Raw genomic sequence first — 11,806 nt, 5'->3', positions numbered from 1 at the left:
CCCTCGTGAATCCGATGCGACGCCTACCGGCCTCGGCCTGCGATTACCGCGGCGGGAGGAGGGGACGAACTACACTGCAGGAATGCTGAACACCTCGTCGCCCGGTCCTCGAACCGTGCTGGGATCGGTCCGAAAAGTGTTTGCGGTGATCGGGATCGCCACGCTGGCCATCGCCGGCTCGGTTAACGTCGCGGCGGCAGCCGTCAGCACGCCGAATCCGGTGGCCACGGTCGAGCCGTCGGCGGGCGCTGTCGTCGGGGTGGCGTACCCGGTGACCGTGACGTTCAGCGCTCCGGTGATCGACCGCGGCGCCGCCGAGCACAGCCTGCGGGTGACCACCTCGGCGGGGACCGCCCCCACGGGCAAGGTCACCTGGCTGAGCAACGACGTCATGCGATGGACCCCGGACTCGTTCTACCCGGCCCACTCCACCATCTCTGTGACCGCCGAGGGCTTCAAGACCAGCTTCGAGACCGGCGCCACGGTGCTCGGTGTCGCCGACATCAGCGCCCACACGTTCACCGTCAGCATCGACGGCCAGGTGGCGCGCACCATGCCCGCATCGATGGGCAAGCCCAAGCATCCGACGCCGGTCGGCTCCTTCACCGCACTGTCGAAAGAGAAGACCGTGGTGATGGATTCGCGGACCATCGGCATCCCGTTGAGCGATCCGGAGGGCTACAAGCTCACCGTCAGCGACGCGGTCCGGGTCACCTGGGGCGGGGTGTACGTGCACTCGGCGCCGTGGTCGGTGGCCCAGCAGGGCAACTCGAACGTCAGCCACGGCTGCATCAACCTCAGCCCGGACAACGCGGCGTGGTACTTCAACACCGTCAACATCGGTGACCCGATCATCATCAACGCCTGACGCACCGGTCAGCGCAGCGCCGCCGCGGTAGTCGCGTCGGCGGGCAGGAACGCCTCGATGCTGAGTTCGGCCGCGGTCAGATCCAGCGCCGTGCCGAATGTCGTGACCGTGCTCAGGAACGTCAGTGGGCCGTGTTCGGTGTCCAGCTCCAACGGCACCACGACGCCGCCCAGATCCCGGATCGGTGCCGACCCGCCCGGATAGGCCTCGATCTCGGCCAGCAGGGCGGCCAACTCGTCGGACCCGCTGACGGACACCTCGCGTTGCAGCCGGCTGATCAGATGATGGCGCCACTCGGCCAGGTTGCGGATCCGCGGCGCCATGCCCTCGGGGTGCAGCGTGATCCGCAGCGCATTGGGCTGGGCGAGCAGGTGCTCGGCGACGTCCTGCAACAGCAGCGCTGTTCCGGCGTTGGCCTGCACCAGGTTCCAGGACCGGTCGATGACCACGCACGGGTACGGGTGGTAGGCCTCCAGCACCCGCGTCACGCCGTCCCGCAAGGCGGCCATATCGGGATCGTCCAAGGATCGTTCGCCGTACACCGGGGCCAGACCCGCGGCCATGAGCAACCGATTCTGTTCCCGCAGTGGGACATCCAGCACTGATGCGAGCCGCAACACCATTGCCCGGCTGGGTGTCGAACGCCCGGTTTCGATGAAGCTGACGTGCCGTGCCGACACGTCGGCCTCGATCGCCAGCTCTAGCTGACTGATCCGGCGGCGCTGCCGCCACTCACGCATCAGGGTGCCGATGGATGACTGCCTGGTCGCCGTGGTCACCCGACCAGTTTCGGCGATGGCACGCCGCGGGGCCACTACCTCTCAGGTAATTGCGCCCATTACGCAGACCGGCGACCGTGGTGTTGTCGACAACAACTCGGGACTTCAGGAGGCGACATGGCTGACCCCACGCGCCCAGCTGCGCCGATCCCACGCTGGTTGCGCTTCGTGATGACAGCCGACCGCGCCGGGTCTGCCGCCTATGTGGGCACCGGATTCTTCTTCGCGCCCGTGCTGGCGATGGTGTCGCCGTGGCCCGCGGTGACCGCGGTGCTGTGGATCGTGATCGCCGTATTCGGGCTGTGGCTGGGCCTTTTGGGCATCGCAATGGCAACTGGGCTGGCCATCGTGCTGCGGGAAGGCGCCGAAATCCCGGAAAACTACTGGCGTTCGATCATTGACTACCCTGACCACGGTGCGTCACAGGGCATTTCGAATTCGCGGCACCGCGGTAGTCGACCTGCCAGTGTTTGATGCCGTTGAGCCAACCCGACCGTAGCCGTTCGGGTTCGCCCAGCGGCGAGAGATCGGGCATCTCGTCGGCGATGGCATTGAACATCAGGTCGATGGTCATCCTGGCCAGGTTCGCGCCGATGCAGTAGTGGGCACCGGTGCCGCCGAATCCCACGTGCGGGTTGGGGTTTCGCAAGATGTCGAAGGTGTACGGATCGTCGAACACGTCCTCGTCGAAGTTGGCCGAGCGGTAGAACATCACCACTCGTTGCCCCTTCTTGATCGGCACCCCGGACAGTTCGGTGTCCGCCAGTGCAGTGCGCTGGAACGACGTCACCGGCGTGGCCCAGCGGACGATCTCGTCGGCCGCGGTGGCCGGCCGCTGCTGCTTGAACAGCTCCCACTGGTCGGGGAATTCGGTGAACGCCATCATGCCCTGCGTGATCGAGTTGCGGGTGGTCTCGTTGCCCGCCACGGCCAGCAGGATGACGAAGAAGCCGAATTCGTCGTCGGAGAGCTTGTGCCCTTCGACATCGGCCTGCACGAGCGTGGTCACCAGATCGTCACCGGGCTTGGCCGACCGCTCGGCGGCCATCTTCATCCCGTACATGATCAGCTCCACCGACGCCGAGATGGCGTCGTTGCCGGCAAACTCGGGATCCTGATTGCCGACCATCTGATTCGACCAGTCGAACAGCTTCTTGCGGTCCTCTTGGGGCACACCCATCAGCCCGGCGATGGCCTGCAACGGCAGTTCGCACGACACCTGCTCGACGAAGTCGCCGGCGTTCTCGGCGGCCGCGGCCTTGACGATGATGCGAGCGCGCCGGGCGAGGTCGTCGCGCAGCTTCTCCACCGCCCGCGGCGTGAACGCCCGCGAGATGATCTTGCGCAGGTGGGTGTGATGCGGTGCGTCCATGTTGAGCAGCACGAACTTGCCGTGGTCGATCTGCTGGGAGATGCTGCCGTCGGGGTAGCGGGGCAGGGCTGTCTTCTCCTGGCTGGAGAAGACGTCGCTACGTAGGGACACCTCCTTGACGTCCTTGTGCTTGGTGACGACCCAGAACCCGCCGTCGTCGAAGCCGGTGCCGTCTACCGGCTGTTCGTTCCACCAGATCGGCGCGAGCTTCCGCATCTGGGCGAGCTCGTCGACCGGCAGGCGCTCGGCGTAGATGTCGGGGTCCGTGAAGTCGAATCCGGGCGGGAGATTCAGAGTCGGCATGGCGTGGAGTGCTCCCTCGCGACGACGTTGTGTAGTGTTGTGCCTCCTTGCTACACCACAGTTGGGGCGGTGTGCAGCGGGTTACACAAAGTCGGATGTGCTCCATTTTGGAACGTGTTCCGATTCTTTCGGTGTAACGATTGGGTGGCACCGCCGATGGACCCAGCGCTACCATCAGCCCCTGGAGTAACAGCGAGAGGCCACCGATGACCGTCGACATCCGAAAGCTTGCGTGTGCGGCTGCGTGCTGCGCGTCGGCTCCCGTCGTCGCGCTGACGATCGCAGCGGCGGCGTCAGCCGACCCAGGCTTGCCCGTACCGCCCCCGGACCCCGGCGCCGCACAGGCACCGCAGGCGGCTGCAGCGGCGCCCCAGGGGGCCGATCCGGCCGCTCCTGGAGCGCTTCCGGCACCGCCTTCGGGCACCCCGCATCTGGCCAGTCCGGACTCGTTGCCGCCGGGATCGACCATGGATCCCAGCGCTCAGGACCCCGACAGCCCCAACGTGAGCTATCTCAAGGATCTGTGGCACGCGGTCCAGAACAACGAGATCAGCGGCAAGCAGGCGCTGCTGCTGGGTCTCGCGCAGCGCAACATGAGCACCCCGATCCCGAACCAGGCGCCCGGCCCGAACGTGCCGCTCTCTCCGGGTGGCCCCGCGCCGCAGGGCGCACCGGGCCCGAACACCGTCGCCCCGGCAGGCCCCGTCCTGCCCGGCGCGCCTGCCCCCGCTGCGGCCCCGGCACCCGGGACCGCGCCGGCTCCGGCAAACGTCCCGGCCCCGCAACCGCCTGCGCCGTGGAACCCCTTCGCGCCGCCGCCACCGGCCGATCCTGCGCCGCTGCCGTGATCGCGGCTCGCGGGCTCAGCTCGCGGGCGCGCTGACCACCGGGACGCGTTCGACCCTGGCGGGTACGTGCTTGTGCCACGGTGTGCCCGCGTATTCGTCGCGCCACTGCGTCGCGGTGAGTTCGTTGGGAGCCACTCCCGGTGTCACCGCTCGACCTTCGGCATCGGTGTAATCCAGACCGAATCCGTTCGGTAGCGAGACGTGCCCGGGCAGCATCGTGTCGCTGACCTCCACGGTCGCGTCGGCGCTACCCGTCGCGGTGGTGATCCTGGCCCGGTCACCGTCGCTCAGGCCGATGTCGCGGGCATCCTCGACGCTGATCCGTAACGCGCCCTGGGTGTCCCGCTTGCGCCAGCCGGGGTCGCGGAAGATGTCGTTGGCGGTGTAGGCCCGCCGCTCCCCGGCGGAAAGGACCAGCGGGAACTCGGCGTTGGTCAGCGCCGCCGGCATGGTCGGCAAAGCCCTTACGGCATCGAGCATTTCGGGCATGTCCAGCGCGATCTTGTGATCGGCGTGGCTGATCAGGTCGAAGTCGTCCTGATACTCGTGCACGGTGAAGGTCAGCCCGGACCGGCCGGCGAGGATGGCCTCGAACAGCGCGTTGCCGTCAGCATGCCCGGCCCGGCGCACGGCATCCGGGTATGACATGGCGGTCTTCTGCGCCAGGCCCCACAGCGCGGCGGCGCCGGCAAGGCCGTCCGGCAGCGTCGACCCCAGCGTCTCGTAGAGCACGTACGGAAGCACCCGGCCCAGTGCGGGATTGGCTCCTACCGCCGCGAGAAACGCTGCGGCGTAGGCGTCCAGCCCGTCGCGCGCGGCGCGCCGCAGCGGCTGCAGTTCCGCGTCGTCGACCACGCCGATGGCTCGGACCAGCCGGGCCCAGATCTCCGGCTCGGGCAGGGTGCCCGGCAGCGGTTCGAACAGCCGGTGACGCAGGTGAAAGGTGTTGTGCGGGAACTCGAGATTGAAGAACGTCGCTTCGGCCTTCTCGAACTGGTTCGCCGCGGGAAGCACGTAGTGCGCCAGGCGTGCCGTCTCTGTCATGGCGACGTCGATCACCACCAGCAGTTCCAGTGACTGCAACGCCGCCCGCACCGCTGCCGAGTCGGCGACGGAGTGCGCCGGATTGCTGCTCTCCACGATCATCGCGCGGAACCGGTCGGGATGATCGGTGAGGATCTCCTGCGGCACCACGTTCGACGGCACCAGGCCTGCGATCACCGGGGCGCCGGTGACCGGGCTGCGGCCGACGCCGCCCGAACCGAACAACGGGGCGAAGGACGAATGCAAATGCTGCCCACCGCGTTTGGCGAAATTCCCGGTGAGGATCCAGAGCATCTTGTTGAGGTACGAGCACAACGTGCTGTTGGGGGCCTGCTGAATGCCGAGATCCTCGAACACCGCGACGCTGTCGGCTGCCGCGATACGGCGCACCGCCTGGCGCAGCAGGGTCTCGTCGACACCGCAGCGGGCCGCGTACTCACCGACCGGCACCTGCCGCAGCACCTCACGGACCGCATCGACGCCGTTGACGTGTGTCGCCAAAAAGGTCTCGTCGCACAGATTTTCCTGAACCAGCACGGCAGCCATGGCGGCCAGGCACCACGCGTCGGTGCCTGGTCGTACCCGCAGGTGGAAGTCGGCCATCCGGGCGGTGTCGGTGATGACCGGGTCGATCACGATCATCGCGCGGGCCGGATCCTTGGCGATCTCGTTGAGCACCACCCGGGCCCGCGGGAAACTCTGTGACATCCACGGGTTCTTGCCGACGAACACCGCGACCTCGGCGTGTTCGAACTCGCCCCGGGTGTGTCCGCCGTACAGGTATGCATCGACCCAGGCCTCACCGGTCTTCTCCTGTGCCAAGGCGTTTGACCGGTACCGCGAGCCGATGGCCTTGAGGAACGCCCCGCTGTACGCGCCACCGAGGTGATTACCTTGACCGCCGCCGCCGTAGTAGAAGATCTTGTCGCCGCCGTGGCTGTCGCGAATCTCGAGGAACCGGCCTGCGATCTCGGAAATGGCTGTGTCCCAGTCGATCTCTTCATATGATCCGTCTGGCCTGCGCCGCAGCGGCGAGGTCAACCGATTGGTGCTGCTCTGGTAGTGGTCGAGCCGCAGCGCCTTGTTGCAGGTGTAGCCCTGTGACGCCGGGTGATCCTTGTCGCCGCGGATCTTGGTGATGGCCCTCCCCTCGGTCTGAACCACGATGCCGCAGTTGCATTCGCACAAGATGCATGCGGTGGGCTGCCATTGGTCGACCGTCATGGCGGTGTCCTTCGGGTGGTAGGGCTCAGCGGATTGCTGCCGCCAGTTGCTCGCGCAATTGACGGTGGATCAGGTCCAGCGGCTTGACGTCGCGGGTCGCGCGGGCGATGACGACCGCGCCTTCGATCGAGCTGATGATGAGCGCGGCGAGTTCTTCGGCACGGTCGGCCGCCACACCGTCGTCGTGCAGGCGCGCTTCGATCTGGGCAGTCCACCGGCGAAACGCCGCGGCGGCGCGCTCCTGGACCGGTGAGTCGCCCTGGTCCGGATCGCCTGCCTCCACGGCGACGGCGACGACGGGACACCCGGCGCGGAAGTCGCTGTTGAGCAGCTGCTTGCGGAAGCCGGCGATCATGCCGTCGAGCAGCGCGGCGGCACTGTCCGCCTTGTCGATGCGCGCCGCGATCTGATCGCCTGCGTAATCGATTGCTTCGCACAGCAATTGGGTGCGTCCGCCGGGGAAGTAGTGGTATGCCGAGCCGCGTGGCGCACCGCTGTGCTGCAACACATCGGCGATTGCCGTCGGATGTGCGCCGCGCTCGCGAATCAGCAGCGCCGCAGAGGCCACCATGCGTTCGCGGGGTGTGGTCACGTTGCCGCCTTCCTGATTATGTATGCAACCATACATAGCCAGGCGGGCGTAGACCAGACCTGCTCTGGATCAGGTCGGTCAATGCCGGGAATTGCAGCCACCTGGTGGCTGTCGCATTTTGGCGGTTTGTAGGCGCGACGATGGCAGACACCGCCGTGCCCGGCTATCAGCGATGCCGTCGCTGGTCAGGTGGGCTGGACTGAATTCGTCTCCACGAGTGTGAAATGTCTGCGAAATCCGGCGCTCAGACTCGCAGAGGGTTCACGCTCGCGGTAGGCCGGTCAGAGACAGCAGATGGTCACGGCATATGGAGCGGGCCAGCCGAGTCTGCTCGGCCGGGTTGTCGGTGCGGTGGCCCAGAGCCGCGGCGTTGGGCACGGTGCGCAGCAGCGCGAGCGCGGTCGGGCCGCCTGCGAGCGCCACGCACGTGGCGACCAACCAGCCCGGGCTGCTCCCGCTCAAAGCGTGAAAAGTCAATGCCGCCAACAGGATCACCATGACGGCCGCGATCAGGAGACTCATCGGGCGCGACGTGGTGGTGGCCCGGTGGTAGTAGCCCGCAACCGATGCCAGCACTGGTTCGGGCAGCTCAGCGGTCCCGCGGTGACGCAGGACCTGCGCATCGAAGATGAGGTCCATCCACAGGACGGCCAGGAGGAACCCGCCCGCGGCGGCCTCGATCACACGCCGGCAGCCTCGTTGAGTTCGTTGAGCCGGCCGGTGGCCTCCAGATACTCCTGCACCCAACGTTCGATGACCGCAGAGGTCTTCTCCACCTTGGTGAACTGCCCGACGACCTGGCCCACCGGGTTGAACGCGACGTCGACGCTCTCGTTGGGGTATTTGTGTGTGGCGGCAACCGCCATGCCGGACACCATGTACTGCAACGGCATTCCGAGCGGCTTCGGGTTGTCCGGGTTCTCCCAGGCGTCGGTCCAGTCGTTACGCAGCATGCGGGCCGGCTTGCCGGTGAAGGACCGGCTGCGGACGGTGTCGCGGCTGGTGGCCTTGGCATAAGCGGCGTGCTGCACGTCGGTGTGTTCGGATTCCTCGACCATGACCCACTGGGATCCCGTCCACGCGCCCTGCGCGCCGAGCGCCAGCGCGGCGGCGATCTGCTGGCCGCTGCCGATCCCGCCTGCGGCGAGCACCGGCACCGGGGCGACTTCCTTGACCACCTGCGGCCACAGCACGATCGAGCCGACCTCACCGCTGTGCCCGCCGGCCTCGCCGCCCTGGGCGATGATGATGTCGACCCCCGCATCGGCGTGCTTGCGCGCCTGCGAGGGGGAGCCGCACAGTGCCGCGACCTTGCGGCCCTCGTCGTGGATGTGCTTGATCATGTCGGCCGGCGGCGTGCCGAGCGCGTTGGCGATCAGCGTCATCTTCGGGTGCCGCAACGCCACCTGCACCTGCGGTGTCGCGGTGGCCTCGGTCCAGCCGAGCAGTTGCAGGGCGTCGTCGTCGCTGTGCTCGACGGGCACGCCGTGGTCGGCGAGGATCTTGCGGGCGAAGTCGAGGTGCTCTTGCGGAACCAGCGACTGCAGCATGGTTTTCAGCTCGTCCGCGGACATGTTGGTGTCCATGCCTTCGTACTTGTTCGGGATCACGATGTCGACGCCGTACGGATGGTCGCCGATGTGCTCGTCGATCCAGTTGAGCTCGATCTCCAGTTGCTCAGGGGTGAAGCCGACCGCGCCGAGGACGCCGAATCCGCCGGCCTTGGACACGGCCACCACGACATCGCGGCAGTGGGTGAAGGCGAAGATCGGAAATTCGATACCGAGTTCGTCGCAGAGTGCGGTGTGCATGCGGACTCCTCCAAACGGGGGCGTGTGCGAAGTCATGGTCGAGTTCGACTGAAACGTGTTCTAGTTTAGTACTCCGGCGCGCCGCTGCGGGCCAGGACCCGGGTAAAACGTCCCGCTGTAACCGCCGACGGGGTGTCGTCGGGGAACATGGATGATCCATTAAGGATTAGCGGAGTGCGGCTCGGCTTGGTCTACTTGCTGGCATGGGCCGCACATTGTCGCCACCCGAATCCCTGGCCGAAATCGGCGACGGGCCAGGCGGCGCACGCGTGGGGGCGTTCTTCGACCTGGACGGGACGCTCGTCGACGGGTTCACCGCCACGGCCCACGCGGGGCACCGGATCCGCAACCGGCAGGCCGCCGTCGGGGAGATCCTCGGGATCATCGAAGCCTCGGTGCGCTACCGGCTGGGCCGCATGCCCTTCGAGCGGTTGATCGTGCGGGCCGCGGGCTATCTGCGGGGCGAGTCGCTGCAGGAACTCGACGCGTTGGGGGAGCAGCTGTTCACCCGGCACATCCTCGACCGCGTCTACCCCCACATGCGCGAGGTGGTCCGGCGCCACCAGGGGCGCGGCCACACCGTGGTGATGAGCTCGTCGGCGCTGACCATCCACGCTGAGCCGGTCGCGCGTCATCTCGGCATCGATCACGTGCTGTGCAATCACTTCGAGACCGACGGCCAGGGCCTGCTGACCGGAAACGTGATCCGGCCCATTGTCTGGGGTGCCCGCAAAGCCGATGCGGTGCAACGGTTTTGCGAAGACAAGGATGTCGAGCTGGATCGCAGCTACTTCTACGCCGACGGCGGCGAGGACGGCGCGCTGATGCGGCTGGTGGGCCATCCCCGGCCGGTGAATCCCCGGCCGGGCCTGGCCGCGGTGGCCGTCGAGCGCGATTGGCCGGTGCTGACGGTGCAGCGGGCGCGCTAGAGCCCGAAGAGCCCCTTACCGGTCACCAGCGGCATATCCAGGGTCGTGCGGATCCCGGGAGGCGCTGCCACCACGTCGGGTATCGCGTTGACGATGCGGCCTGCCGCCGCGACGATCGCGGCGTGGTTGTGGTCGCCCTTGCGGCTGCTGGGGCAGATGTCGACGGCGTAGGACGGCTCCCCGACGATCTCGACGCGGTACGAGCCGCCCGGCTGGGCGGGCTGCGGCCAATCCGGTCGCAGATCCTCACGCAGCCGGGTGACGTGCTCGATCACGATCACTGGCGCACCGTTGACCATGCCCCGGATCTCGAAGCGCATGGCCGCCACCGTGCCTGCGGCGATGTGACCCGCGGCGACGTCGAAAGACTCTGGTGCGGGCTCCCTTTCGCACACCTCCGTGATGTCGTCGATCTCGATGTCCAAGCCGGCCGCGAGCTGCCGGATCGAGGTGCCCCACGCGATGCTGAGCACGCCGGGCGCCAACAGCAACGGCGTTTCGTCGAGTGGCTTGCCGAAGCCCATCACGTCGAACATCACCGTCACGCCGTCGTAGGTGGCGTAGTCGGCGATCTCCATGCAGCGCACCTGTTGGATGCTCTGGCACGTACCGGCCAGTGCGAACGGGATCAGGTCGTTGGCGAAGCCGGGGTCGACGCCGGTGATGAACAGGCTCGCCCCGCCGGCCTCGGCGGCCTCCTCGATGCCCGCAATGTACTTGCGCGGCATGAGATGCCACGGGTACTGCAGCACGACGGGCGCCGAGCCGACGACATTGATGCCTGCTGCGAGGAGCCGCACCACGTCGGCGATCGCGTCCGGTCCACGGGTGTCGCCCATCGCGCAGTACACGGCGCAGTCCGGTTTGGCGGCGATCACCGCGTCGAGATCGTCAACCGCGGCGACGCCCGTCGAAAAGTCCAGCCCGGCAAGCGCGCCCGCGTCCTTGCCGACTTTCGCCGCGGTCGAGACGCACAGCGAGGTGAGTTCGTAACGCGGATTGGTCAGCAGCCCGGCCAGCGCCAGCCTGCCCACGTTGCCGGTACCGATGTGCGCGACGCGGATGGCCATGGGATCGAAGTATGCCGACTTGACGCACGAATTGGAACAGGTTCTAATTTGGTCTCTCAGGCGGTAGCCTCAGCCGTCATGGGACGGGTTGACGGAAAAGTTGCACTGATCAGTGGCGGCGCTCGCGGCATGGGCGCCGAGCACGCCCGCGCGCTGGTGGCCGAAGGCGCCAAGGTCGTCATCGGGGACATCCTCGACGACGAAGGCAAGGCCGTGGCCGCCCAACTCGGCGACGCCGTGCGCTACGTCCACCTCGACGTCACCGACGCTGATCAGTGGGCGGCGGCCGTCGCGACCGCGACCGACGAGTTCGGCTTGCTCAACGTGCTGGTGAACAACGCGGGCATCGTCGCCCTCGGCCAGATCGGCAAGTTCGACATGACGCAGTGGCAGAAGGTCATCGACGTCAACCTCACCGGGACGTTCCTGGGCATGCAGGCCTGCGTCAAGGCCATGAAAGCCGCGGGCGGCGGATCGATCATCAACGTGTCGTCGATCGAGGGACTGCGCGGCGCCGCCATGGTGCACCCGTACGTCGCATCCAAGTGGGCGGTGGGCGGCCTGACGAAATCGGCCGCGCTGGAACTGGGCGCCAAGCAGATCCGGGTGAACTCGATTCACCCCGGCTTCATCCGGACCCCGATGACCGAGCACTTCCCCGAGGACATGCTCACCATCCCGCTGGGCCGGCCGGGGCAACCCGAAGAGGTCTCCAGCTTCGTGGTGTTCCTCGCCAGCGACGAATCCCGGTACGCCACAGGCGCCGAGTTCGTCATGGACGGGGGCTTGGTCAACGACGTCCCGCACAAGCTCTGAGGGTGCACCGGCCGCGCGGCCGGGCGTGCTTCACGGCAGAATGACCGGGCGGCCGCCCGCCGCATCGGTCCCGAGGAGCCACCCATTTCCAGCCCGAAACGTCGCGTCGGCCCGCTCATCGCGGGTGTCGTCGTCACGCTGCTGTTGCTG

General features: G+C 67.4%; 12 protein-coding genes. 5 read left to right on the top strand and 7 right to left on the bottom strand.

Annotation, left to right across the window (positions count from 1 at the left end; translation table 11 throughout):
* Positions 1-82: 82 nt before the first annotated feature.
* A complete protein-coding gene (locus BST13_RS28045; RefSeq protein WP_083167995.1) occupies positions 83-868 on the top strand; it encodes a L,D-transpeptidase in 786 nt (261 codons plus the stop codon).
* An 8-nt stretch (positions 869-876) separates the two neighbouring features.
* Here the strand turns inward: BST13_RS28045 and BST13_RS28040 are convergent, their stop codons facing one another.
* Positions 877-1,608, bottom strand: coding sequence for a helix-turn-helix transcriptional regulator (locus BST13_RS28040; protein ID WP_095533740.1), 732 nt, complete (start codon positions 1,606-1,608; stop codon positions 877-879).
* A 156-nt stretch (positions 1,609-1,764) separates the two neighbouring features.
* Between BST13_RS28040 and BST13_RS28035 the strand changes: the two genes are divergently transcribed.
* Positions 1,765-2,121, top strand: coding sequence for a hypothetical protein (locus BST13_RS28035; protein ID WP_083167992.1), 357 nt, complete (start codon positions 1,765-1,767; stop codon positions 2,119-2,121).
* On the opposite strand, the gene BST13_RS28030 is transcribed toward BST13_RS28035, so the two are convergent.
* The gene (locus tag BST13_RS28030; RefSeq protein ID WP_083167990.1) at positions 2,042-3,322 is read right to left on the bottom strand and encodes a cytochrome P450; all 1,281 of its coding nucleotides are present in this window, start codon (positions 3,320-3,322) and stop codon (positions 2,042-2,044) included. The two genes, BST13_RS28035 and BST13_RS28030, sit on opposite strands and share 80 nt — an antisense overlap.
* Positions 3,323-3,528: 206 nt before the next feature.
* Here BST13_RS28030 and BST13_RS28025 point away from each other — a divergent pair, with 206 nt between their 5' ends.
* On the top strand, positions 3,529-4,170 hold the full coding sequence (locus tag BST13_RS28025; RefSeq protein WP_083167987.1) for a hypothetical protein: 642 nt from the start codon (positions 3,529-3,531) through the stop codon (positions 4,168-4,170).
* Between the two features lie 15 nt (positions 4,171-4,185).
* Here the strand turns inward: BST13_RS28025 and BST13_RS28020 are convergent, their stop codons facing one another.
* From BST13_RS28020 to BST13_RS28005, 4 genes are all read right to left on the bottom strand, one after another.
* Positions 4,186-6,438 (bottom strand): molybdopterin-dependent oxidoreductase, encoded by a 2,253-nt coding sequence (locus BST13_RS28020; RefSeq protein WP_083167985.1) that lies wholly within the window; start codon positions 6,436-6,438, stop codon positions 4,186-4,188.
* A 25-nt stretch (positions 6,439-6,463) separates the two neighbouring features.
* On the bottom strand, positions 6,464-7,030 hold the full coding sequence (locus BST13_RS28015; protein ID WP_083168120.1) for a TetR/AcrR family transcriptional regulator: 567 nt from the start codon (positions 7,028-7,030) through the stop codon (positions 6,464-6,466).
* 261 nt (positions 7,031-7,291) lie between these two features.
* Positions 7,292-7,669, bottom strand: coding sequence for a hypothetical protein (locus tag BST13_RS28010; protein ID WP_083168117.1), 378 nt, complete (start codon positions 7,667-7,669; stop codon positions 7,292-7,294).
* 41 nt (positions 7,670-7,710) lie between these two features.
* Positions 7,711-8,841 carry a nitronate monooxygenase gene (locus BST13_RS28005; protein WP_083167982.1) on the bottom strand — a complete coding sequence of 377 codons (1,131 nt, stop codon included), beginning with the start codon at positions 8,839-8,841 and terminating at the stop codon, positions 7,711-7,713.
* A 203-nt stretch (positions 8,842-9,044) separates the two neighbouring features.
* Here BST13_RS28005 and BST13_RS28000 point away from each other — a divergent pair, with 203 nt between their 5' ends.
* On the top strand, positions 9,045-9,770 hold the full coding sequence (locus BST13_RS28000; RefSeq protein WP_083167979.1) for an HAD family hydrolase: 726 nt from the start codon (positions 9,045-9,047) through the stop codon (positions 9,768-9,770).
* On the opposite strand, the gene BST13_RS27995 is transcribed toward BST13_RS28000, so the two are convergent.
* On the bottom strand, positions 9,767-10,840 hold the full coding sequence (locus BST13_RS27995; RefSeq protein ID WP_083167977.1) for an NAD(P)H-dependent amine dehydrogenase family protein: 1,074 nt from the start codon (positions 10,838-10,840) through the stop codon (positions 9,767-9,769). The two genes, BST13_RS28000 and BST13_RS27995, sit on opposite strands and share 4 nt — an antisense overlap.
* A gap of 78 nt (positions 10,841-10,918) precedes the next feature.
* On the opposite strand from BST13_RS27995, the gene BST13_RS27990 reads away from it, so the two are divergent.
* Complete coding sequence (locus BST13_RS27990; RefSeq protein WP_083167975.1) at positions 10,919-11,656, top strand: glucose 1-dehydrogenase; 738 nt, start codon at positions 10,919-10,921, stop codon at positions 11,654-11,656.
* Positions 11,657-11,806: the final 150 nt, after the last annotated feature.

Origin of the sequence: Mycobacterium aquaticum (genome assembly GCF_002086485.1) — a bacterium.
Taxonomy (GTDB): Bacteria; Actinomycetota; Actinomycetes; order Mycobacteriales; family Mycobacteriaceae; genus Mycobacterium; species Mycobacterium aquaticum.
The sequence above is the reverse complement of the archived record's forward strand: the minus strand, read 5'-3'. Positions and strand labels throughout refer to the sequence as shown.

Bases quoted from the DNA above. Each gene is read 5' to 3' on its own strand.
- BST13_RS28035 (WP_083167992.1), top strand. From the start codon at position 1,765: ATGGCTGACCCCACGCGCCCAGCTGCGCCGATCCCACGCTGGTTGCGC.
- BST13_RS28040 (WP_095533740.1), bottom strand. From the start codon at position 1,608: ATGCGTGAGTGGCGGCAGCGCCGCCGGATCAGTCAGCTAGAGCTGGCG.
- BST13_RS28000 (WP_083167979.1), top strand. From the start codon at position 9,045: ATGGGCCGCACATTGTCGCCACCCGAATCCCTGGCCGAAATCGGCGAC.
- BST13_RS27990 (WP_083167975.1), top strand. From the start codon at position 10,919: ATGGGACGGGTTGACGGAAAAGTTGCACTGATCAGTGGCGGCGCTCGC.
- BST13_RS28005 (WP_083167982.1), bottom strand. From the start codon at position 8,841: ATGCACACCGCACTCTGCGACGAACTCGGTATCGAATTTCCGATCTTC.
- BST13_RS28010 (WP_083168117.1), bottom strand. From the start codon at position 7,669: ATGGACCTCATCTTCGATGCGCAGGTCCTGCGTCACCGCGGGACCGCT.
- BST13_RS28045 (WP_083167995.1), top strand. From the start codon at position 83: ATGCTGAACACCTCGTCGCCCGGTCCTCGAACCGTGCTGGGATCGGTC.
- BST13_RS28020 (WP_083167985.1), bottom strand. From the start codon at position 6,438: ATGACGGTCGACCAATGGCAGCCCACCGCATGCATCTTGTGCGAATGC.
- BST13_RS27995 (WP_083167977.1), bottom strand. From the start codon at position 10,840: ATGGCCATCCGCGTCGCGCACATCGGTACCGGCAACGTGGGCAGGCTG.
- BST13_RS28025 (WP_083167987.1), top strand. From the start codon at position 3,529: ATGACCGTCGACATCCGAAAGCTTGCGTGTGCGGCTGCGTGCTGCGCG.
- BST13_RS28030 (WP_083167990.1), bottom strand. From the start codon at position 3,322: ATGCCGACTCTGAATCTCCCGCCCGGATTCGACTTCACGGACCCCGAC.